Source organism: Streptomyces sp. A2-16 (genome assembly GCF_018128905.1).
GTDB lineage: Bacteria > Actinomycetota > Actinomycetes > Streptomycetales > Streptomycetaceae > Streptomyces.
Window position 1 is genome coordinate 4,898,111 of record NZ_CP063808.1, and the last position, 22,286, is coordinate 4,920,396.

The 22,286-nt window shown below is 69.2% G+C and carries 20 protein-coding genes and 1 pseudogene; 9 read left to right on the forward strand and 12 right to left on the reverse strand.

What is annotated here, in order from left to right; translation table 11 throughout:
• The first annotated feature begins 43 nt into the window (after positions 1 to 43).
• The 5 genes and pseudogenes from IOD14_RS44790 (at position 44) to IOD14_RS44920 (ending at position 2,649) form a co-directional block, all read left to right on the forward strand.
• Entirely contained in the window at positions 44 to 178 is a 135-nt protein-coding gene (locus IOD14_RS44790; RefSeq protein WP_282959525.1) for a hypothetical protein, read from the forward strand.
• The gene (locus tag IOD14_RS21965) at positions 179 to 1,531 is read left to right on the forward strand and encodes an NAD-dependent succinate-semialdehyde dehydrogenase (RefSeq protein ID WP_212671263.1); all 1,353 of its coding nucleotides are present in this window, start codon (positions 179 to 181) and stop codon (positions 1,529 to 1,531) included. It abuts the gene before it with no gap.
• Between the two features lie 103 nt (positions 1,532 to 1,634).
• Positions 1,635 to 2,029 (forward strand): annotated as a pseudogene (locus tag IOD14_RS21970) (TetR/AcrR family transcriptional regulator); the annotation flags it as partial.
• A gap of 118 nt (positions 2,030 to 2,147) precedes the next feature.
• Positions 2,148 to 2,357 (forward strand): GNAT family N-acetyltransferase, encoded by a 210-nt coding sequence (locus IOD14_RS44915; RefSeq protein ID WP_349252435.1) that lies wholly within the window; start codon positions 2,148 to 2,150, stop codon positions 2,355 to 2,357.
• Between the two features lie 46 nt (positions 2,358 to 2,403).
• Positions 2,404 to 2,649 carry a GNAT family N-acetyltransferase gene (locus IOD14_RS44920; protein WP_349252436.1) on the forward strand — a complete coding sequence of 82 codons (246 nt, stop codon included), beginning with the start codon at positions 2,404 to 2,406 and terminating at the stop codon, positions 2,647 to 2,649.
• Between the two features lie 92 nt (positions 2,650 to 2,741).
• Here the strand turns inward: IOD14_RS44920 and IOD14_RS21980 are convergent, their stop codons facing one another.
• From IOD14_RS21980 to IOD14_RS21990, 3 genes are all read right to left on the reverse strand, one after another.
• Positions 2,742 to 3,380 (reverse strand): HAD-IA family hydrolase, encoded by a 639-nt coding sequence (locus IOD14_RS21980; RefSeq protein WP_212671264.1) that lies wholly within the window; start codon positions 3,378 to 3,380, stop codon positions 2,742 to 2,744.
• 1,501 nt (positions 3,381 to 4,881) lie between these two features.
• Positions 4,882 to 5,988 carry an alanine racemase gene (locus IOD14_RS21985; RefSeq protein ID WP_212671265.1) on the reverse strand — a complete coding sequence of 369 codons (1,107 nt, stop codon included), beginning with the start codon at positions 5,986 to 5,988 and terminating at the stop codon, positions 4,882 to 4,884.
• A 1,288-nt stretch (positions 5,989 to 7,276) separates the two neighbouring features.
• On the reverse strand, positions 7,277 to 7,963 hold the full coding sequence (locus IOD14_RS21990; RefSeq protein ID WP_212671266.1) for a GntR family transcriptional regulator: 687 nt from the start codon (positions 7,961 to 7,963) through the stop codon (positions 7,277 to 7,279).
• 842 nt (positions 7,964 to 8,805) lie between these two features.
• Here IOD14_RS21990 and IOD14_RS21995 point away from each other — a divergent pair.
• The 4 genes from IOD14_RS21995 to solA all read left to right on the forward strand — a co-directional run bounded on the left by IOD14_RS21995 (position 8,806) and on the right by solA (position 13,143).
• Positions 8,806 to 9,486, forward strand: coding sequence for a haloacid dehalogenase type II (locus IOD14_RS21995; RefSeq protein ID WP_212671267.1), 681 nt, complete (start codon positions 8,806 to 8,808; stop codon positions 9,484 to 9,486).
• A 48-nt stretch (positions 9,487 to 9,534) separates the two neighbouring features.
• Entirely contained in the window at positions 9,535 to 10,020 is a 486-nt protein-coding gene (locus IOD14_RS22000) for a RidA family protein (RefSeq protein WP_212671268.1), read from the forward strand.
• Positions 10,021 to 10,573: 553 nt separating this feature from the next.
• Positions 10,574 to 11,977 carry an FAD-dependent oxidoreductase gene (locus IOD14_RS22005; RefSeq protein ID WP_249126015.1) on the forward strand — a complete coding sequence of 468 codons (1,404 nt, stop codon included), beginning with the start codon at positions 10,574 to 10,576 and terminating at the stop codon, positions 11,975 to 11,977.
• 20 nt (positions 11,978 to 11,997) lie between these two features.
• A complete protein-coding gene (gene solA / locus IOD14_RS22010) occupies positions 11,998 to 13,143 on the forward strand; it encodes an N-methyl-L-tryptophan oxidase (protein WP_212671269.1) in 1,146 nt (381 codons plus the stop codon).
• Between the two features lie 674 nt (positions 13,144 to 13,817).
• Here the strand turns inward: solA and IOD14_RS22015 are convergent.
• Genes IOD14_RS22015 through IOD14_RS22055 form a run of 9 tightly spaced genes read right to left on the reverse strand, consistent with a single transcriptional unit; the run spans position 13,818 to position 22,246 of the window.
• Positions 13,818 to 14,975: an MSMEG_0565 family glycosyltransferase gene (locus tag IOD14_RS22015; RefSeq protein WP_212671270.1), complete on the reverse strand. Its 1,158-nt coding sequence runs from the start codon at positions 14,973 to 14,975 to the stop codon at positions 13,818 to 13,820.
• A complete protein-coding gene (locus IOD14_RS22020) occupies positions 14,972 to 15,808 on the reverse strand; it encodes a carbon-nitrogen hydrolase family protein (RefSeq protein ID WP_123986546.1) in 837 nt (278 codons plus the stop codon). The genes IOD14_RS22015 and IOD14_RS22020 overlap by 4 nt, the downstream gene beginning before the upstream one ends.
• On the reverse strand, positions 15,805 to 16,656 hold the full coding sequence (locus tag IOD14_RS22025) for a carbon-nitrogen hydrolase family protein (protein WP_212671271.1): 852 nt from the start codon (positions 16,654 to 16,656) through the stop codon (positions 15,805 to 15,807). Before IOD14_RS22025 ends, IOD14_RS22020 begins: the two co-directional genes overlap by 4 nt.
• Positions 16,653 to 18,092: an MSMEG_0567/sll0787 family protein gene (locus IOD14_RS22030; RefSeq protein WP_249126016.1), complete on the reverse strand. Its 1,440-nt coding sequence runs from the start codon at positions 18,090 to 18,092 to the stop codon at positions 16,653 to 16,655. The genes IOD14_RS22025 and IOD14_RS22030 overlap by 4 nt, the downstream gene beginning before the upstream one ends.
• Positions 18,089 to 19,180, reverse strand: coding sequence for an MSMEG_0568 family radical SAM protein (locus IOD14_RS22035; RefSeq protein ID WP_249126017.1), 1,092 nt, complete (start codon positions 19,178 to 19,180; stop codon positions 18,089 to 18,091). The genes IOD14_RS22030 and IOD14_RS22035 overlap by 4 nt, the downstream gene beginning before the upstream one ends.
• A gap of 10 nt (positions 19,181 to 19,190) precedes the next feature.
• Positions 19,191 to 19,721 carry an MSMEG_0572/Sll0783 family nitrogen starvation response protein gene (locus IOD14_RS22040; protein ID WP_123986548.1) on the reverse strand — a complete coding sequence of 177 codons (531 nt, stop codon included), beginning with the start codon at positions 19,719 to 19,721 and terminating at the stop codon, positions 19,191 to 19,193.
• A gap of 40 nt (positions 19,722 to 19,761) precedes the next feature.
• The gene (locus IOD14_RS22045; RefSeq protein WP_123986549.1) at positions 19,762 to 20,577 is read right to left on the reverse strand and encodes an amidohydrolase family protein; all 816 of its coding nucleotides are present in this window, start codon (positions 20,575 to 20,577) and stop codon (positions 19,762 to 19,764) included.
• A gap of 11 nt (positions 20,578 to 20,588) precedes the next feature.
• Positions 20,589 to 21,944: an MSMEG_0569 family flavin-dependent oxidoreductase gene (locus tag IOD14_RS22050; RefSeq protein WP_249126018.1), complete on the reverse strand. Its 1,356-nt coding sequence runs from the start codon at positions 21,942 to 21,944 to the stop codon at positions 20,589 to 20,591.
• A complete protein-coding gene (locus IOD14_RS22055; RefSeq protein WP_123986550.1) occupies positions 21,941 to 22,246 on the reverse strand; it encodes an MSMEG_0570 family nitrogen starvation response protein in 306 nt (101 codons plus the stop codon). The genes IOD14_RS22050 and IOD14_RS22055 overlap by 4 nt, the downstream gene beginning before the upstream one ends.
• Positions 22,247 to 22,286 lie beyond the last annotated feature (40 nt).

Sequence of the window (22,286 nt, forward strand, 5' to 3'; positions counted from 1 at the left end):
TCATGGCAGCCATCGACACCGTCCTCTCCGCCCAGGAAGCCGAGTGACCACCATGCGCACCCTCCCCGACGCCGAACCGAACGGCCTGGCCGATTCGGACAAGGTTCTGGCCAATCTCGACCTCGCCGTGCCTGGCGTGACCCGCACCTTCGACGTCCATGATCCGGCGACCGGCTAGGTGATCGCGCAGGTTCCCGACCTCGGCGTCCAGCATGCTTTGGAGACCGTCGCCCATGCCGACGAGGCCGGCCAGTCGTGGGCTGCCACCACCGCCCGGCACCGCGCCGACATCCTGCACGCGTGGTACGACCTGATCCTCGGCAACGCGGAGATGATCGCCCTGCTCATCACCCGCGAGATGGGCAAGCTGCTCGCCGAAGCCAGAGCGGAAGTCTCCTACGGCGCCGACTTCGTCCGCTGGTACGCCGAGGAGGCCGTACGCCCGGCCGGGAACTTTCGCGACGCCCCGGCCGGCGGGGCCCAGCTGATCACGCGACGCGCACCGGTGGGGCTGTCGGTCCTGATCACCCCGTGGAACTTCCCCCTCGCCATGGCCACCCGCAAGATCGCCCCGGCGCTGGCCGCCGGCTGCCCCGTCGTCATCAAACCCGCGCCCAACACGCCTCTGACCACGATCTTCGCGGTCCAGCTCGCCCTCGCGGCCGGCGTCCCCGAGAACCTGGTGCAGGTCGTCACCACCACCGAGGCCCCCGCCTTCAGCAGCGCCGTGCTGGCCGATCCGCGGGTGCGCAAGGTGTCCTTCACCGGCTCGACCGCGGTCGGCAAGGTCCTTCTGCGTCTGGCGGCGGACAACGTCCTGAAGAGCTCCATGGAGCTGGGCGGCAACGCCCCGCTGCTGGTCTTCGACAACGCCGACCTGGAGCGGGCCGTTGACGGGGCGTTCGCCGCCAAGATGCGCAACGGCGGCCAGTCCTGCATCGCCGCCAACCGCATCCTCGTCCAGGACGGCATCGCCGACGCCTTCGTCGACGCCCTGACCGACCGGCTCGTAGCCTTGAATGTCGGCAACGGACTAGCACCCGGCGTGGGGCTCGGCCCCGTGATCGACCACAACGCCGTGACCAGGCTCACCGGCCTGGTCGAGGACGCCACTCGCCGCGGTGCACATCTGCTCACCGGTGGCTCGGCTCCCAGCCACCCCGGGACGTTCTTCGAGCCGACGCTGCTGGACCACGTACCGTCGGACGCCGACCTTGCCCGATCCGAGATCTTCGGGCCCATCGCCGCCATCCAGCGCTTCTCCCACCAGGACGAGGCCATCGCCCGCGCCAACGACACCGAGCACGGCCTGGCGGGCTACGTCTTCACCGAGAACGTCGACCGCGCCTTCAACGTGGCCGACCAACTGGCCACCGGCCTGGTAGGCATCAACCAGGGCGTCCCCTCGAACGCGGCCGCGCCGTTCGGCGGTCTCAAGCAGTCCGGCCTCGGGCGCGAGGGCAGCAGCGAAGGACTCGAGGAATACGAGGAGATCCGCTATTACAACCTCCAACTGCGCCCCACCGCGTGACCCATGTCGGGGCCGACACCTCTCTATCGCTGCTCAGGGGCTTGTGGGACTGAGAGAGGGGGCTGATGCAGCAGGCGCACTTCTGGCTGTAAGGGGCAGGGTCATGAGCGAACCCGGAACGACGGCGGAGCGTCCCAGGCAGCGGGGGACGGCGCGCGAAAAGCTGCTCGCCGTCGCAGCCCGGCGCTTCTACGCGGACGTGTGGCGGTGACGGGGATCGACACGCTCACCGCCGAGGCAGGCGTGGCGAAGATGGGCCTGAGCAACATCTTCCCCTCCAAGGCCGAGTTGGTGATGGCCTGCCTCGGCGCACGGCATGAGGAGTGGCTGGGCCTGTATCGGAGGCGGGCGGAAGGGGTGCAGGACAGGCGCGAAGGCGTGCTGGCCGTCTTCGACGGGTACGCCGACCACGCGACCTTCGCCCACGAGCACGCTCTCCGGGGCCGCGGCCTGCTGAACGCCGCCGCCGAGCCGCCTGCCGGTGACGAAGGGCGGGCACAGGGCCGAGGCAAGACGGGCTGAGTAGGTGTTTTTCTTCTTCGAGCTGATGAGTTCGGGCTGTTGCCGGAGGCCGGATGCCGGAGTGTGCCGATGGCCGCGTCGCTAGGCTGGTCGGGTGATCGAGACTGAACGGCTCTTGCTGCGCCCTCTTCGGGTTGAGGATGTCGACGCGTTCATTGCACTCCATGCCGATGAGCGGGTGAACCGGTTCGTCGGCGCCTACTCACACCAGCAGGCGTTGGACCGGCTGGCCTCAGTCGAGCAGCAGTGGGCCGAACGGGGGCATGGACTGTGTGCCGTCAAGCTGAAGTCCACTGACTGGTGAGTTCATCGGCCGGGTCGGGTTGAACTACTGGGAGAACTTTCATGAGGTGGAACTTGGCTGGACCCTCAAGGCCGAGACATGGGGCCACGGCTATGCGACCGAGGCAGCCCGCGCATGTCTGGACTGGGGGTTCGTGACCTTGGACGAGCCCTACTTCATCTCCTTGATCCGTCCCGGGAACACCGCCTCGGTGCGCGTGGCGGAACGGCTCGGCTTTGCCTCGCTGCGTCAGGACGAGCTCTTCGGGAATCCAGTCACGGTGTACTCGATGGACAAGCCGACCTCACTGTGAAGCACGTATGTCTCTGGTTCTCGCAAGTCAACGTGGCTTCTTCGCCCACTGGCTCGTTCGGGGGCTTTTGCGGGTGAGGCGCGCCAAGGCCGTCAGCTTAACTGGAGGATGCCCTTCAATTCGCTCAGGCTGTCGATCCGGTAGCTTGCCTGGGAAAAGTCGTTGTCTTTTGTGAACTCGTTATGGACAACAGCGCAGTCGATACCGGCCGCCACAGCCGAAGCCAGTCCTCTGGCCGAATCCTCCACGACCAGGGCCTCTTCCCTGGCGGCGCCGAACCGTTTCAGCCCGGCCAGGTACGGTTCCGGGTGCGGCTTGGCGAGTTCGTAGTCCTCGCGAACAATGACGAAGTCCATGAACTGCCTGATCTGGCGCTTTTCATGGATGATGTCGAAGTCGGCTCGTTTCGCGGTCGTCACGATGGCCATGCGGACGTAAGCCGACAGTTCGGCGAGAGTGTCGACGACGCCGTCGATCTCGATGGCCTCGGCCCGCAGGTACTCCTGGTAGTAGCCATTGCGGGCCTCGCGAACCCGGCTGAGGGTCCGGCCTTCGATGCCAGCCTCCTTGGCTTGAACCCAGGAGCCTGATCCCCGGGCCATGTCCCGGAGGTACTGATCCTTGTCCAGCGTGAAACCGGCCTCCGCCAGGGCGCGTTCCGCGGATTTGAAGTACCAGAACTCGGTGTCGACCAGGACGCCATCATGATCGAAAAGTATGTATTTCTTCACGGCCTCATCCTTCCGGCGGCCGCGGCGGCCAGGCGTGCCGTCTCAGACCGCTCCCCGGCGTCATTCCACCTCAGCTCCAGTCACGGCCCACGCACAACTCTATTGGATGACGCATCCGCTGATCATGAACGGGATGTTCAAAAGTACCTACTGAGCCAATCGGCACGACTGTGCCATGGTGCGTCGGCACAAGGAGGAGGTTGAGGAGGACGGTCCTGCTGTGCGCGGCCGAAGCCGTCGGTTCCCATTCCGGCCCTGGCGCCCGCTCCCCAGGCGAGACCGTGTTCGGTGTGGGACTCGGCCTGATGGCCGGGCTCACCTACGCCCTGATGCCCTGGGCAGCCCACCGCCGTCTGCTCGCCGGGCATCTTGAGGAGTTGCCGCCCGGGCGGCCCGAGGAACCCGGGCCCGGACAGGACCAGAGTTGCGCCGGTCATCCAGCGGCGCGTGAGGCGGCGCTCGTCGACATAGCGCTCGATCCTCAGAGTGCCTGGGTCAGGGTGATACGCCGGGCCCGGCCACGGAGACGGCGTCCCCTTGGGCGGTTGTGGCCGACCCTCTGGGAGTTACCGGGATCTCGCTGTGGTGCGGGTCGGCACGGTGAGTACGGCGAGGCAGCCGACGACCAGGCCGATGCCGGCCCACTCCAGCAGGGCAGACGTTCACCGACGACGAGGACAGCCAGGACGGCCGCGACGGCAGGTTCCAGCAGCGAGAGGGTGGTCACGGTGCTGGCCGGCACGGGCGCCCGCCCCCAGCCGAACCAGGATGCAGCCGGCGAACATGGGGACCAGAGCCATGTAAGTGCCGACGGCCGCGTTGGACCAGGAGGCCAGGAGCGGGGCACCGGTGGCCAACAGCACCGGCATCAGCAGCAGCCCGGCGATCCCGAAGACGGGCACCATCGCCGCGCTGGAGGTGACATCGCGGCTGATCCCGCGCCCTCCAGGCCAGCCCGCGCCGGCGCTCCTTCCAGGAGGAACGACAGGTGTTCCGCCATGGCGGCGGTGGGCCTACCGCATCACCAGGGCTCAATCCTCGTGGTACGCGGCTCCGAGGCGCTGCCCCGACCACACAACTCCGCCGCCGCTCGGGGCCGTTGCCGCCCGAGCGAGGCCAGCGCGGGACGGGTCCGGAGTGGATGGCAGGGCGTGACCTGCTCTGCGGTGAAGACCGCGTGGAAGTCTGCCCCGAGCTTCGGCCCGCCGCCTGACGAGCGGGTGAGATTCGCAGTCGGCTCAGCCAGGTCCGGCTGGCTACCCGTAGCGTGCTCCAGTGCATTCGGCAAGGTGGCTTGGTAACCGAGATCCTGGCCGATGACGCGGTCAGATACCGCCGCTGCTGCCACCCCGTCCACCGCGGCGGCGGTGCGAGGATTCAGTGGCCCGCGGCCCTGCCCAACCGTTGTCCTGGTCATCCTCTACCGTCCCGGTGTTTCAAGTATCTCGGTGCGGCTGTTGCCGTTGTTGTCCTTGCTTTCTGGGGTGCCGTCCCTGGCCGGTCAGTTGAGGAATCCGCGGGCGTCGACCGGCCACCGCTGCAGCGATGTGCCCGTGCTGTCGGTGACGATCAGTTCCTCGAAATTTATGACGACCGGGCATACGTGGTTCGGCACGACCGGTATGACGGTGCCCACGCTGGGGCGGAAGTCACCGCCTGTCAGCGGGAGGAAACCGTGGTACTCGTTGAGCTTGGACAGGACGGCCTTCGTGCCGGCGACGCCTCCGTAGCCGAGTTCGGGACTGCCTTCGCGGCTGAGGGCCTTGGTGCCCGCATCGAGGATGAGTTGGTCGGGGACCCAGTCGCTGACCACGGTGGCAGCGACGAACAGTGCGATCTGGTCGTCCGTGCAGGCGCCGAGCCGGGTGTTGTTCAGGTCGCAGAAGACGTACTCGCCGGGACGGATCTCAGTGATCACGCTGCTGGTGGAGAACTCGACGGTGGGCGTGGAGCCGGCGCTGACCACCGCTGCGGTGATGCCGACGCCGGCGAGACTGCGTACCGCGGTGGTGAGCGCGGCCTCCTGGTCCTGCGCTGCGCGCTCGCGAGCGTCCCGGCCGGAACTGCCGTGACCTGGATAGGTGAAGACGCCCACCGGCACCAGGCCGCGCTTACGGGCGGCGAATGCGAGATCGCCCGCGAGCTCGGGCGGGGCCCCGGAGCGACGGGCGCCGCAGTCGACCTCGATCACCACCTGCAGCCGGTCCGGTGCGTCTCCCATCGCGTCGGCGAGGGCCTCGATCGCCGCCACGTTGTCGACGCCGACCCGCAGCCTGGCGGACTCGGCGAGCCGGCGGATCCGGGGGCCCTTCGTTCCCGCGGGCCAGATGGGATAGGCGAGGAAGATGTCATCGAATCCGGCCGCGGCGAAGACCTCGGCCTCACCGACATTGCCCGCGGTAATCCCGACCGCACCGGCCTCGACTTGGCGCCGCCCGATCTCCACGCACTTGTGCGTCTTGACGTGAGGCCTGACGTCGAGGTTGTGCTGGTCGGCGAAGCTCTGCATGCGGTCGATGTTGTCCTGCATGACGTCGACCAGCACGATCGGCGCGGGAGTGTCGATTCGCTCGACCAGGGTGTCGAGTGCTCGTTGAAGCCGGTTCACGCTGCCCTCCTTTTTGGTTCTGCCTGGGAATGATCGAGGGGCGCGGGTGCTGAATCCCTCGGATGCCGAACGTGCGCGGCCCGCGACATCGCCACTCGCTCGCGCCACACCAGCGTTGTGTTCGCCCCACACCGCGGTGCGGACCATCTGGATCTCGACCGGACCTGAGTGGTAGTCCGCCGACACCGATCGCGGTGCGAACTTGCCGTCCGTTCTCGCCGAGACCTCGATGAGCAGTTCACTGGCCGCATTGACGACATTCGCCTGCTCACCGAAGTGCACTGGGGCGGCGAGCGCGTCGAGTGCCGCGCGGCGCACGAGCGGGTATCGGCGCGGGCGGTCGACGGCTCGGGACAGAGGCGGCAGGCTGCCAGCAACGGAGGCCTCCCATGTCATCGCTGCCGCCCGGCGGAAGCAGGCAGCGACTGCGATTGAAGTTGCTCGAGTCGGTGCTGCGTCTGAACGTGTCGTCCTTCTCGGTCACCAGTCGCCCCAAGCTCCCGGTGACGCGGTAGTGCTCCTCGAGCAGCACGCTCACCAGCAGCACGTCGATGGGCTCGTGGGACGACGTCAGGCCGTTCTCCTCGAGGAGCCGCTGAGCATGGTCCTTAGCTGGTGAGGTGTTCACGGTCAGTCCCTGTCGAAGGAGCTATTCCCTGCGACTTGTCGATTGTCGACGATAAGAGCATTGTCGACAACTGTCAACAGGCCCGAACTTCCCTCAGGCCCACTCTGCGGAACCCTCGAAAAGGGCCTGACCCTCGCGGCGCGCGTGCACAGCGGAGGCCACTGGCAGGAGAGAGCAGCGACATGAAGTGTTCTACTCGCTCGGCCACTCCGGCCACGGCGTGCAGATGGCCACCCACCTGGGCAAGCAAATGGCCAAGTCATGAACGGCAACCTCGACGCCAACCGCTGGTGCGATCTGCCCTTCCGACGGATCCCGGGCCACTTCGGCCCGCAACCGTTCCGTGCGGCACGGGCGCACCAGCTCGCACATCGAGGCGCTGGAGATCGTGACGAGTGATGTTGGCGCCGTTCGCCTGACAGTTGGCCGTCGATGCCGGTAGCCGTGCGCCTGTGAGGTATACGCAGGCTGGCGGGCTGACCGATGCCGGGAGGGCCGTGAGGGAGCGGTTTGGCTCCAGGCCGTGGAACTCATGACACAAGGCCCCGCCACGACCCGCCGTCTCTCACGTAGACACTGCGGGCTCAATCCTTGGCTTCCCGGCATTGGTCTACAACGTCACGGTGGCAAGCGTGCGTGAACCACGCAGGCAGCATGGCCTCACATGTGCCGGGGCGTGTGCTCCCCCGAGTCTCCCGTATGGGCTCCCAGCCCCTTGGGGAAATGGGCAGCCAGTTCCTGGTGGAACGCCTCGGTGTCGCCTTCCAGGGCAACCTTGGCCAATCTCTCGTGCTCGATGACCAGTTGCTGCGGGTTGTCGCTGTAGGTGCGGTGATCGACGCTGAGGTGGAGGCGCAGCTTGGTCTCCCAGCCGTTCCAAAGACTCTGCAGGACGCCGTGCCCCGAGAGCTCGTAGAAGAGCCTGTGGAAGCGGAGGTGTGCGTCGATGCTGGCCGGAATGTCGTCCTGCTCCATTGCCCGGCGGAGATCCTCGACGGTTTGCAGCAACTGAGGCCGCTCAGGACCGCGCAGTGCTTCGGCCGAGAGCTCGGCGGCGAACGGCTCGACACGCAGCCGGACCGAGTCGATCTCGGCGACCTCGCGAGCACTCACCTCTACGACGAAGGCCCCACGGTAGGGGATCTTGACGACGAGCCCCTCCTCCTCCAGCTTGGTGAGCGCCTCGCGCAGCGGGGACCGGCTGATCCCGAGATCCGCGGCGATGTGCGCCTCACGCAGCTGCCCACCAGGAGGTACGGTCCCGTCGAGGATGGCGGCACGCAGCGTGCGGTAGACGCCGTCCGGCGTCGTCATCCGCTGCTCCTGCCACTCGAACTTGTGATCCACTCCGGAGGCCTCCCTTGGCCGTTGTCGACCATTCTTTTGTCGACTATACCTCCACTGATCTTGCATCGACAATCAACTTGCCTTTCTGGGCACGGAGCTGCCCTGACTCACAGGACGGGTCGGCGCCTTGAGGGGGCCGTTTGTCTGTCGGACCGATGCTGGTCCCGCCAGGGGTGCTTTTGATCTGCAGCAGGGTGAAACCGACCCCGCTTGAGGCGGCGCCGGACGGTGCAGTCCTGCCGGGAGCCGAGCGGTCGACAGGGTCGCAGTGGAAGCAGGTCCGATAGAACTCCCGCCACCGCGCCGCGGACGATGCACAGACTCCGTTGCACCTTGGAAGGGCGGGAGCCGGAAGCCGCCTTCGCGCCCCACACTGAATCCGAGCCGACCGGGGCGGGGCGCCACCCCGCGCGCTGCGCCCCCAGCCCCGTCGCGGCAGCACCGGGGGCAGGCACCAGTCGGTGCGCCAAGGGCGCGGGGGGGCAAGGTGGATGGTGGCGCGTTCCTGTTGAGCGCGCCATGGCCGTGAGGGTCAGGATGCCCCCCGAACACGTCTGCGCCGTACGCGCGCCCGGGTCTCCGCAGCCTCCAGACGTCGTGACGGGCCGCTGACCGGCGTTTCACCTCAGCCTTGCAGACCCATGTCCACACCTCTCCGCCGCACCGATATGGCGCCGGCGCCCCGAGGCCCCTGCCGAGGCGGAGCTGCCGATGGCCAGAGGGGACGCCGGCTGCCCTAACTCGTTGACAGCCGATACCAAGATGGTCGACAATCGACAGCACGCTGGTCGACAATCGTCCATAGCGGCTCAACCTGCTCCGCTGAAGCACTAGGAGGACTCATGGGATTCGATGTCAAGCCCAAGTTCGTGACGTTCGACATGAACGGAACGCTGATCAAGTTCAGCATCAACGACGCGATGCGTGAGGTCCTGGGCGACCGACTGCCGGCCGAGGTCGCCGACGAGTACCTGCGGATCTGCAAGGCGTACAGGATCGACGAGTGCACGGGCGCGTACCAGCCGTTCCACCAGATCGTCGCGCGCTCCATGGAGCGCGCCTCGCGCAAGGTCGGTCTCGAGTACCGCGAGGAAGACGCGCGGGCGGTGTACGAGATCGTTCCCACCTGGGGGCCCTACCCCGGTGTCACCGAGGCACTGAACCGCCTGGCTGAGGCGGTCCCGCTGGTCATCATCACCAACAGCGACACCGCGCATGCCCATCGCCTCGCGGAGAACCTCAAGGCCCCCTTCGAGGTCGTCATCAGCGCCGAGGAGATGGGCGTCTACAAGCCGCGACTCCGCGCGTTCGAGTACATGTTCGACAAGCTCGGCGTGACACCCGACGAGATCGTCCACGTCTCCGCGAGCCCGATGTACGACCACCGCTCCGCGGCGATCATGGGCATCAAGAACAAGGTGTACGTCGACCGCGGCTTCGAGCACGACGAGCACTGGCTCGGCTACGAGCGGATCACCGACATCGCCGACCTCCCCGTCCTCTTCGGCCTGCCCCGCCCCTGACACCCGAGCGAGAACTGAAAAAATGACCCTCAGCAAGGCGGTGGCGGCATGAGTCAGCCCCTGCCTCACACCGTCAAGGGTGACTCGGCATCGGAAAGGCTCCAGAACGTCGGACTGCAGCTACCCGATCTCGCCGGTAACGCGTACTTCGTGCACCACCGGGCGGTGGGCTCCAGCATCCACATCTCCGGCCAACTGCCTTACAAGGACGGCGAGCTGCTGGGCCAGGGCGTTGTCGGCCGGGACGTGGAGCTGGAGACCGCGAAGGAGCTCGCGCGCCATGCCGCGCTCAACTGCCTGGCCGCCGCTGTGCAGGCGGTGGGCGATCTGGACCGGGTCCGGATCGTGCAGATGCTCGTCTTCGTGGCCAGCACGCCGGACTTCGGTCTGCAGTCGCAGGTCGCCAACGCGGCCAGTGAACTGCTCATCGAGGTGCTGGGCGAGAACGGACGGCACGCCCGGACCGCGATCGGTGTCGCCGGACTGCCCCTCAACACCCCGGTGGAGATCCAGATGGTCTGCACTGCGGTGTAGCGGCCACCCGATCATGGCCGTACACCTGTGAACCGGCTTCAACAGGCACTCGGCGCCCTCGTCGAGCGCACCGACACTCCGGCGCCGATAGTGCCGGCCCACGTGATGCGGGACGACATCGACCGTATTCAGGGCTTCGCTGCCGAGCACAGCCTTGACGTCAGGCCGCACGTCAAGACGCACAAATGCGTTGAGATCGGTCGGCGCCAGGTCCAGGTGGAGACCGGCGGAATCACCGCGGGCAACCTCGGCGGGGCCGAGGTCTTCGCCGAGGCCGGATTCGACGGCATCTTCATCGCCTACCCGATCCGGCCCGTGGGGAAAGAAAGGGCCGCGGATCCGGTGGCCGGCCGAGACGACCCGTCTGCGGGTCGGCGTCGACAACGTCGCGGCCATCAGCGCCCTCGCCGAGGCGACAGAGGACGTCACCGGGCGGCTGGAGGTCCTGATCGAGGTCGACGGAGCCCGTCGTTCCGCCCTCCCCGTCGGGGCGTCACACCGCCTTCCAGTACCGGCCCACACGGTTTCCAGACACAGAAAGCAAAGACTCATTATGAACGCCCTTGCGGCTTCCCCTCGAAACGGAGAGCTCGGCTTCTGGGTGGCCCAACTGGCCGCCACGAGGCGCTCGTTCCCCCGCTTCGCCGGCCAGGACCGGGTCGACGTGGCCATTGTCGGCGGCGGCTACACCGGCCTGTGGGCGGCGTACTTCGCCAAGAAGCTCGAACCCTCGCTCTCGGTCGCCGTCTTCGAGGCCGAACAGGTCGGCTACGGCGCGTCAGGGCGCAACGGCGGCTGGCTCTCGGCCATGCCGCCGGGAAACCGTGCCGCCTTCGCCCGCGTCGGCGGTGGGCTGGAGGCGAGCCGGGCGCTGCAGCAGGAGTTCATCGCCGGCGTCGACGCGGTCCTGGACATCCTCCAGGCCGAGGGCATCGATGCGGATCAGCACAAGGGGGGCGCGCTCGTCGCCGCCCACACTCGGGCGGGGCTGGGCCGGCTGGTGGCCAGGCGTGATGCCGAACTGAAGTACGGGCTGACCGAGGACGAGATCCAGCTGCTCGACCGGGACGAGTTCCAGTCACAGATCAACATCTCCACCGTCCACGGCGGGCTCTTCTACAAGCACTGCGCGCGGATCCACCCCGCGAAGCTCGTCTACGGCCTCGCCGACACCCTGACCTCCATGGGGGTGAAGATCTACGAGGGCAGCCGCGTGGACAGTGTCGGGGGCAAGACCCTCACTTTGGCCAACGGGCGTGTCACCGCAGCGAAGACGTTCATCTGCACCGAAGGCTATTCGGGACAGCTGCTGGGCAGCCGGACCCTGATCCCGGTCAATTCCTCGATGATCGTGACCAAGCCCCTGCCGAAGGAGGCATGGCAGCAGATCGGCTGGGACGGGCCCCAGTGCCTCAACGACTCCGCACACACGTTCATCTACGCCCAGCGGACATCGGACGGCCGTATCGCCATGGGAGGCCGAGGTGTCCCCTACCGCTTCGGGTCCGGCACAGGAGGAGCCGGTGCGACCGCCCAGTCCACCATCGACCTGATCTCGTACAAGCTCAGCTCCTTCTTCCCGAACATCCCCTTCGAGGTGGACCACGCCTGGTCGGGAGTCCTGGGCGTCACGCGGGACTGGAACGGCGGTGTGCTCTGGGACCCGGCGGCGGGGATCGGATCGTCCTCCGGCTACGCGGGACACGGTGTCACGGCAGCCTACGTCGGCGGCAGGACGCTCGTGGAGCTCGCCTTCGAGAAGGAAACCGAACGGACCACCCTTCCCTGGGTGGGCTACCGGGCGCGGAAGTGGGAACCGGAACCCGTTCGCTGGCTGGGTGTTCACGCCATGTACCGGCTCTTCGGCATTGCCGACCAGTGGGAAGAGCGCAGGGGTTCCAGCAAGACCTCACTCCTGGCCAGATTCGGCAGCCGCCTCTCAGGACTTCACGAGTAGACGAAAAGGGAACTGCAGTCATGGATGCACAACTCGCAGTCATCGGCTTGGGCAGCATCGGAAGCATGGCCCTGTGGCAGGCCTCCCGGCTGTCCGACTCGGTAGTCGGTTTCGAGGCCGCCACCCCCGCCCACGGCCGCAGTGCCGTAGGCGGAGACACCCGCCTGTTCCGCATGATCCACCTCGGCAGGCCCGAGTACTACCCCATCATCGAACGCTCCCGCGGCCTGTGGGCCGAGCTCGAAGCGGAAACCGGACAGGAAATCCTCACCACTACCGGGGGCCTGTCCATCGGCACGGCAAACGGCAGCTACATCAACAGTCTCCTCGAGGCCACGCGCGTCACCGGAGCCGAGCACACCGTCCTGAGCCGGGAGGAATTGGCGGAACGCTACCCCCAGCACAACCTCCGCCCCGACGACTGCGCCGTTTACGACCCCCGCGCCGGCGTTCTGCGCACCGACCGCGCCGTCAGCGCCGCCGTCGCGGCGGCCCAGGCCAACGGCGCCACCGTCCTTCAGAACACACCCGTGGACAGCATCACCGAAACCGAACACGGTGTGGTCGTCACCTCGGGCGACACAACCTGGACGTTCGAGAAGGTCATCGTCGCCTCGGGCGGCTGGTCGCGAAGGCTCATGCCCAACCGCCTCAAGGCCGTCACGGAAACCCATCGGATCGTCCTGACCTGGTTCATCGCCCAGGACGGCACGCAGTTCTCGCCGGAGAACTTCCCCGCCTTCAGCCGGTGGTACGAGGATCGCTCCCTGTACGGCGCACCCGCCGTCGACGGCGTGACGGTCAAGGCATCAATCGACGGACCGCTGGCCGGGCGCACACGGGCAACTCCCGACCCGGACGCCGTGCCCAGGGAACTCACCCGGGAAGAAGTCGAAAAGGTCACCGAGATCGTCACCGAGTTCTTCCCCGGTCTGATCCCCACCATCGCGCGCTCGGACGCCTTCCCCGACCTCTTCACCGAGGACAGGCATCCCCTCCTCGGCTGGCTGGACGAGACCAGCAACATCTACTGCGCCACCGGATTCTCCGGAAAGGGCTTCAAGATGGCGACCGGCTACGGCCACATCGCCGCACACGAGGCGCTCGGCAAGCAGACCATCGAAGGCCTGGACTTCGTACGTCCGGACCGGTTCAAGAGCAGGTAACCGACCACTCCGCCCACTCCAGCCGCCTCGGCGCAGTGGCCTCGGCAGCGGCATCCTGCCGACGGTCGTTGCGGGACTCATCTCTCGATGTCCCGCGACAATGCCGAGAACCAGCCGTATGCCGAACGCGCCCCCTGGGTCGTCCTCGCCCCGGCCGCGGTCCTGGGGCCTGCTCGGGTCGCTAGCGGTCACGGCGGCCGGTGGAGCACGCATCCCGCGGCTGAGGCAGCGGGGGTCGGCCCACCCCGGAGCGCCCACGGACCATCCCAGCGGGACGGCGCAGACGGTGCCGGAGCGACCTAGCGCGCGTCGAGCGCCTCCACCTCGGTCGCTGCTGAGTCCGCCGCCTTCGCGTCCGTCCGCGCTGGAAGACTGCAAGGAATAGGTCAGCCTTCAGCTTCAATCCCACGGAGTTGGCCAGCTTGCTTGAGAGGGGACGGAAGGCGTCGGCGGGCGACTCTTGTGACTGCGGTCGGGGTGGGTGCCGCCACGAAGATGGGACAGGCGGTCTTCCACGACGTCGTCGAGGAGGACGGATTGCTGACGAACAGTCAAAGGCGGCGGATAGCGCGCATGCCAGGCATGGGGCAGGCGTGGAGGGCGCGGACCCCGGAAACGCGCGGAGGCCGAGGCCTCTGGCACTACAAGCGCGCAGGGGTTGCCTCGTGCGGAGATCAGATGCCGGGCTCACGTTGCGGCTGCGTGCACAGACTCCCGGTCAGGCCCTGCCCACGACCCGCGGGGTCCGTCAGCAGAGAGCGGTAGAACGCCAGGTGGCGTTCCGCGGCGGTGGTCCAGGTGTGGCGGGCGGCGAGTCGGCGGCCCCTCGCCCGCCGCGCGGGGGTGTCGTCCGTGAGCGCGGCGCCGAGCTGGGCGGCCAGGTCCTGGCGGGTGGTCGCGAAACGGGCGGCGCTGTCGAACACCTCGCGCAGTACGGGCAGATCCCGTACGACGAGCGGAACGCCCGCGGCGAGTGCCTCCATCGCGGCGAGTCCGAAGCCCTCCTTGACGGAGGGGAAGGCGAAAGCGGAGGCGGCGGCCACCAGAGGCGGCAGCTCGTCCTCGGCGACCTGGCCCAACACGACCGGTTCGACGCGGAGTTCGGCTGCCCGTGCCTCCCAGCGGGCCCGGTAGTCGCGGTAGTCGAAGAGGGTCTCGCCGCCCGCGATCACCAGCCGTACGTCCGGGTGTGCGGCACGCAGCAGGGCGTACGCCTCCAACAGGTCCAGCGAGCCCTTGCGGGGTTCGATGCCGCCGACGGTGAGGATGTAACGGCCCAGACGGGCCCGCCAGTTCGCGCGAGCGGCCGGATCGGTGGTGGCGAAACGGTCGTAGGCCACTCCGTTGGGGATGACCGCCGCCTTGATGCCCCAGCCGTCGGCCAGTTCCGTGGCGACGGCCGCCGACACGCAGATGTGCGCATACGGCTCGACGATGGCCCGCTCGTGGCAGGCGGCCAGTTCGGGGGTGGTGAAGCGGTCGATGTGGTGGACCGTGCGCACGCACCGGCCGCCGACCGCGTTGGCGCTGATGCAGTCCTGGGCGTGGACGATGTCGTACGCCGCCGCATAGGACTGGAAAGCCGTGCCCAGGACGACGATGGAGCGCAGGATCCGCTCACCGACGCTCTCCTCGGGCGGGCCGTCCGGGAACGGCACGATCCGCAGCCGTACGGCGGGATCGACCGGCCGGAAGAAGCCCGCGTCACCGCCGCGGCCCAGCGTCCACACCGTGACGTCCTGCCCGGCTGCGGCGAGCGCCTCGGCGAGGGCGAGGGTGTGGACGACGCCGCCGCGCGGCTTGGTGGAGTAGCTCAGCAGAGCGATCTTCACGACGGGTTCTCCCGGTAGGCGTCGGGCCGACGTTCGTCGAGGTGGCGCAGGGTGCGGCGGGCGCGGTCGATCTCCTCGGCGACGTCGATCTCGGCGACCGCGAGGCCGGCCTTGGACCAGGTGCGGGCGAGGATGTCACCGCCCGGGCCGACCACCTTGGACTGGCCGAGGAAGCGCATGCCCCCCATGGCGCCGGTCTGGTTGGAGGAGGCGAGGACGACCTGGTTCTCGGCGGCGCGGGTCTGGTCGTACAGGTCGAAGAGCTTGGCCTGGCGGTCCTGGGCCATGCGCGGGGCGCGGTTGGTGATGGACGTGGGCCAGGCGGAGAGGCAGGCGAGGATCTCCGCGCCGTCCAGGGCCAGCGAGCGGGCCGACTCGGGGAAGGTCTTGTCGTAGTCGATGAGCATGCCGATGCGGCCGACGGGGGTGTCGAAGGCGTCGAAGCGGTCACCGGGCGCGTAGGCGGCGACCTCGCCGGCCGGCAGGTGGACCTTGCGGTGGCGGCCGTGGACACCGTCGCCGCTGACGCAGACCGCGGCGTTGTAGCGCTCGTCGCCGCCGTCCTCGCAGTAGCCCAGGCAGACCACCATCTCGGCGGCCAGGCGCGCGACCTGGAGGATCAGCGGGTCGTCCGGCTTCAGGGCCGGCGGCAGGGCCTCGGGGTCGGGGTGGCGCAGGTCGGCGAGGTAGCCGCCGAGCGCGGCGTCCGGCAGCACCAGCAGCCCGGCCCCCTCGCGCCGTGCGTCGTCGATGAGTTTCCCGATACGGGCGAGGTCGAACTCCAGGTCGCGGCCGAAGTGGGCGGCCGCGGCCGCGATCCGGATCGTGCTCATGCGCTGACTGCTCCCGTGGGTACGTCGTAGGTCTCGGGCCGCCGGTCGCGCAGGTGTCCCATCGACCGCCGGGCGGTCTCCAGTGCCTGTGCGACGTCCAGTTCGGCGACGGCGACGCCGGCGGCGACTCCCGTGTCGGCGAGGATCTCGCCGCCGGGGTCGACGACCTTGGCGCTGCCGACGAAGCGTAGCGACCCGAACCTGCCGGCCTGGTTGGCCGACAGCCACACGATCTGGTTCTCCAGCGCGCGGGCCCGGTCGAACAGGTCGAAACGGCGTTTCCAGCGGTCCTCTTCAAGGCTGGCGGCCGCGTTCGTGCGGGATCCCGGCCACGCGGAGACACAGACCCCGATCTCGGCGCCGTCGAGCGCGAGCGCGCGGGCGGACTCCGGGAACGCCTTGTCGTAGCAGATCATCATGCCGATCCGGCCGACCGGGGTGTTGAAGGCGTGGAAGCGGTCCCCGGAGGCGTAGCTGGCGTCCTCGCTCAGCGGCTGGTGGACCTTGCGGTGGTTGCCGAGGACGCCGTCGCCGGTGACGCAGACGACGCTGTTGTAGCGGGCTTCCCCGGCCTGTTCGCAGTATCCGGCGACGACCGTCATCTCCCCTGCCAGGGAGGCCAGTCGGCGGATCTCGGGGCTGTCGAGGGCGAGCGCGGGCGGGCCCTCGTCGAGTTCGGCGGAGTCGTCGAGGCTGAGCAGATACCCGCCGAGGCACGCCTCGGGCAGCGCCAGCAGGCGTACGCCGTCCTCCCGGGCTTCCTTGATCAGCCGCTCGGCGATCTGGAAGTCCTCCTCCAGGTCGCGGCCGAACTCGGCGGCGACGGCGGCCATGCGCAGGGTGGTCATGCGGTTCCCATCCCGGTCACGGTGGACATGACCGCTTCGGTGATCTCTCCGTCGGGCCAGCGCAGCCCGACGCCTTCGCCTTCGGTGAGCTCCCCGCACACCGCTCCCGTGGCGGGTCCGGCGGGCAGGGGCGGTGCGCCGGGGTCGTCGGCCGTGAGCATCGCGAAGCCCGGGAAACAGGTGAACCAGTCCCCCACGGTCGCGGCCTGCGGCCGGGGTACGGCGGCCACGTCGAGCACCGCGCGGCAGCCGCTCGCCTCGGCGAGCATGCCGAGGGTGCCGGCGATGCCCGCCATCGACACGTCCTTGGCGGCGGCGGGCCGCGCGGCGGCCACCGCGCCGGTCATGGTGCGCAGTTCGTCCGTACGGCGGTGGCTGGTCGAGTCCCACTGGCGGCCCCGGTAGCCCGGGCGCCAGTTCCCGCCGAGGTCGGCGGTCAGCCGTACGGCGTGCCCGGGGTGGCCGCCGCCACCGGGCACCGGCCGGTCGGTGCGGCCGAGCGCGGTCACCGACAGGGCGGCCGGGACGCCGAGCTGGGTGTGTCCGCCGAGCACCGGAACGCCGTACGCCTGTGCTGCGCGGGTCAGTCCGGCCAGGACCCGGGCGGCGTGCGCGGCGTCGCGGGCTCCCACCGCGTCCAGTAGCCCCAGCGGTGCGGCGCCCATCGCCGCGAGGTCGTTGACGTTGACGAGGACCGCGCACCAGCCCGCCCACTCGGGGTCCCGTTCGACCATGGACGGCACGATCGCGTCGCACGCAGCGATCACGTCGGTGCCGGGGACGGGCGCGCCGTCGTCACCGACGAAGCCCGGGGGCGGGGCCAGCGCGGTGAGCAACTGTCCAAGGGGCGACTTCGTGGCCGCCGCGAGGGCGGCGATGCGGCCGATCGGCCAGCGCATCAGGACATGCGGCGCGCCCGCGAGCGTCGTGTCCCGCACCCGCTGCCAGCCGAGGCGCCGGAACAGCACCTCGTTGCGTGCCTGGACGGTCGCGTCGAACCGCAGGGCGCCCTCCGACTCGGCGCGGGCGCAGGCGGCCCGGACGAGCGCCGCGCCGATGCCGTGCGGGCCGCGGGCCCGGCGGGCGACGACCAGGCGCCCGCCCTGCCACCAGCCGAGGTCGGGGCCGTCGTCGACCGGTCCGAGGCGCACCCCACCGACCACGGTGCCCTCCAGGTCCTTCGCGACCAGGACGACGGTCCGGGGGTCGGTGTCGCGGTCGTCCAGGTCGTGGTGGGCGAAGAGCCCCTGCTCCTGGACGAACGCGGCACGGCGCAGCTCCCGGTAGGCGGCCGTGTCCGCCGTGCCGTCCGCCTCCTCGATGCGGAAGGCGGGACGGCGGGCGAGCGTGTTGCGGTCGCCCAGCAGGGCCAGGATGTCCTGCGGACCGTCCACGGCGGGCACGACCACGGAACCGTCGAGGTTCACGGCGCTCACCCGCCCGCTGCCTGGAGCACACTGCAGGCGCCGCAGGCCGCGCAGCCGGCCTGCTGGTCGGCGCCGCTCATTCCGGCGGCGCGCAGCTTCGCCGCAACGCCTTCGGTGACGTACGTGAGGAGTTCCGCGGCGGGTGCCCGGATGCCGTCGCGGGCGGCGAGGGTGCCGCTCATCGGACGGAAGGGGACGACGAAGGGGTAGATGCCCCTGGCGATCAACTCTCCTGCTCCCGCGATGAGTTCATCGGGGTTCTCCCCCAGCCCGACGAGGAGGTAGGTGGAGACGCGGTTCGGTCCGAAGACGCGCACCGCCTCGTCCCACGCGGCCTCGTACTCGGCGAGCGGGACGGTGGACTTGCCGGGCATCCAGCGTCGGCGCACCTCGTCGTCGAGGGACTCGACGTGGATGCCGATGGCGGTGGCCCCGGCGTCGTGCAGGGCGCGGATCCAGGCGAGGTCGCCGGGCGGTTCGCACTGCACCTGGATCGGCAGGCCGGGCACGGCTGCCAGCACCGCCCGGACCGACCGTACGAGGTTGCGGGCGCCGCGGTCGGGTCCGGTGGTGGTGCCGGTGGTCATCACCATCTGCTGCACGCCGTCGAGCCGTACGGCGGCCTCGGCGACCTCGGCGAGCTGCGCCGGGGTTTTCGCGGCCACGGTGGCGCCGGAGCGCAGGGACTCCTCGATGGTGCAGAAGCGGCAGCGGTCTGACTCGGTGTAGCGGATGCAGGTCTGCACGACGGTGGTAGCCAGGACGTTCGAGCCGTGCAGGCGGGCGATCTGTTCGTAGCGGATGCCGTCGGCCGTGGTCAGGTCGTAGAACTTCGGTCGCCGGACGGGGGTGAGGGAGATGCCGGTGTTCTCGTCGCCGAGCCACACCGTGCCGTCGCGCACGGAGTAGGGGCTGCCGGGGTTGCGTGGGAGCGCGGCGTTGGCACCGTCGACGAGGACGTGTCCGTCGTCGCTGGGCCCCGCACCGTCCGGCCGCCGCACGGGCGCGTCCGACGCGACGCCGTGCAGGGCGAGTTCGGCGCGGGTCATGATCCGCACATCCACCGCCGTTCCGCTGTTGCCGGTGCCAACGCTCACGTCGTGCTCCCTACAGCTGGTAGGTGGAGTTGATGATGGCGCCCTTGCGCGCGTAGTGGATCAGCGCGTCCTGGACGTCCAGGGGGTGGGTGGGGATGACGCCCTCGATGAGGTCTTCCTCGCGGGCGCCGTGCAGGGACAGGCCGAAGCGGCAGCAGTAGACCTTGCCGCCTTCGGCGATGAACGTCTTGAGCTGGTTGTTGATGTTGTGCTCGCCGGGGAAGGCGGAGTTGCCGACGGTCGGGAAGCCGCGGGTGGCGAGGCAGTTGAGGGAGCCGGGCCCGTAGAAGTAGATGGCGGTCTCGAAGCCCTTGCGCAGCGCGCGGGTGGCCTGGAGGACGGCGACGAAGGAGACCGAGGACTCGTGGGCGATGCCGTGGACGAGGGTGAAGTAGGTCTCGCCGTCCTCGGCCTGGTAGTCGGGGAAGACCTTGGTGGAGCCGTAGATGCTGGTGCCCTCGGGCAGGGAGGGGTGGGGGATCTCGTCGAGGGACTTCTGCTCCACGTCGGAGAGTTCGGCGGTGGCGACGGATTCGGACATGGCTGTCTCCTTGTGCGTACGGGGAGGGAGTGGTGGTCGGTCAGTCGTAGAGCGCGGCGAACGTGTCCCGGAAGACCAGGTCGCCGAGTTCGCCGCCGCCGGTGGCTTCGGCGAGGCGGGCGTACTCGCCGGTGAAGTCGCCCCACGGCTGGTCGCTGGCGAAGAGCACCCGGTCGTGGCCGATGCCGCGGCGCTCGATCTCCTGGGCCAGCCAGCGGGGAGTGAAGCCGATGGCCCAGGAGAGATCGGTGTAGACGCGCTTGCCGGCGGTGATCCAGTCGAAGAACCGGGAGCCGACGAGCTTGATGTGGCCGCTCATCCCGCCGCCGAAGTGCACGAGATGGACGGGCACGTGGTCGGCGTACCAGTCGACGAGATGGCCGACCTCGTCGATGTCGGAGGCAGCGCCGGGAGAGGTGTGCACATGGACGACGAGGCCGTGCCGGGCGGCCTCGGCGAAGATGCGGTCCAGCTGGGGGCGGCAGGCTGGGTCCGTGGGGCGGCCTCCCAGCAGGAAACTCAGCTTGAGGGCCTTGACTCCGCTCTCGCCCGCCAACTGGAGCGCCTCGTCCGTGCGTTGGGCGTCCTCCGGGCGTGGGGACACCCACAGCCCGGCGCGGATGCGGTCGTCGCTCTGCGCGGCCTCCAGCGCCAGCTCGTTGAAGGAGAAGGCGATCGCGGGGTCCGGGACGCCGTAGTTGGGGATGACCAGGGCTCGTTCGGTGCCCTCCGTGTCCAGGTCGGCGATGAGCTGCTTGACGGTGGCGCGAGCGGTGGTGTCCGGGTTGACGGGTGGGCCGCCGTAGAAGGGATAGGCGGGCAGGACGCCGATGTGGCGGTGTGCGTCGTGGACCATGGTGTGGTTCCTCAGCCGATCGGTAGGGCGGAGGCGAGTTCGCTGGGGGCTCCGGTGAGGGTGCCGCACACGTCGGCCAGGCGGCGCGAGGCGTCGATGTGGTCGGCGAGGAACGCGGCGTCCCGGCCGACCGCCTCGAAGCGGCCCGAACCCCACGAGTACTGCCAGGGCAGACCGAGAAAGTGGAGGCCGGGCGTCCCGGTGGCGCCGCGCCAGTGCATCGGGTAGCCGCGGCCGTCGAAGACGGGTGCCTCGATCCACCGGTGGTCGCGGCGGAAGCCGGTCGACCAGATCACCGAGGTGATACCGGCGGCCTCCAGGTCCAGTTCGCGCGGCTGCTCGTTCGGCTCCCACACCGGGACGTACCGGGGCTCGGTCGGGACGTCGATGCCGTGCGCGGCGATGTGCGCGTCGATGGCGTCCTTGATGCCCTCGGCGACCGCATCCGCGTGGTCGAGGTTCACCTTCAGGTCGTCGGCGAACTCCAGATCGGTGCCGGTGACTGCGGTGAGCCGCCCGTACAGCCGCATGCCGTCTCGGGCGAAGGCGCGCAGGTCGATGTCGCGGCCGCCGTCGCGGCCGGTGACGTAGTGGTTGACCCGCATGCGCACGGCGTCGGCGTCGTCGAACTCGTCGATGGACTTGTCGTAGTGGCCCATGTCGTCGAGCCAGGCCACGCAGTCGCGGCCGCGGTAGAAGCGGGCCACGCGAGGGGCGCTGCCGACGGCCAGGTGCACCTGGCGCCCGGCGAGGTGGAGGTCCTCGGCGATCTGGCAGCCGGACTGGCCGGTGCCGACCACGAGGACGGCGCCTTCGGGGAGCTGGTCGGGGCTGCGGTAGCGGGAGGAGTGGACCTGGGTGACGCGGTCGGGCAGGCGCTGGGCCATCGGCGGGACGGACGGCGTGTGGTACGGGCCGGTGGCGACGACCACCTGCTCGGCGGTGAAGTCCCCGGCGGTGGTGGACAGTTCGAACACCCCGCTCGGCGAGCGGCGCAGCCGGGTGACCGTCACACCCTCCACCAGTGGCGGCCGGAAGAAGGAGACATAGTCCTCCAGGTACCGGACGATCTCGTCACGGACCATGAACCCGTCCGGATCCTCGCCCTGATACGGATAACCAGGCAGCCTGCACTGCCAGTTGGGGGTCACCAGGCAGAAGGAGTCCCAGCGCCGCTCGCGCCACTCGTGCCCGACCCGGTTCGCCTCGATGACGACGTGTTCGACACCGCGCTGACCGAGGCAGTAGCTCATCGAGAGCCCCGCCTGACCGCCGCCGACCACGACCACCGGGATCGGTGCACCGCCCCTGCCCGTCAGGCTGTCAGGAAGGGCGCCGACCGGCCGTATCGCCGCAGCCGAACTCACCGAGTGCTCCCGTCGGCGCCGGTCAGGGATTCGACCGTGACCTTGGCGCCGCTGACGGCGGCGTACACGGCGGCGGTCCGCTCGATCTGTGCGAGCTGGTCGGAGGCGCCGGTGCAGAAGAAGCCGAACTTCTCCTTCACGCGTTCCCCGGCGATACCGAGTGCCGTACGGCTGCGCTCGACGAATTCCGCAAGCGCATACTGGCCGCCGGGAACGAAGTAGTCCTCGATGACCGTGGAGGGGGAATAGCAGCGCTGCGTCACACCATCGGGCCAGCGCACATGAAAATACATCTCGGGCATGACATCCTCCATGCCGGGCGCCGAGGTCTTGACACCTCGC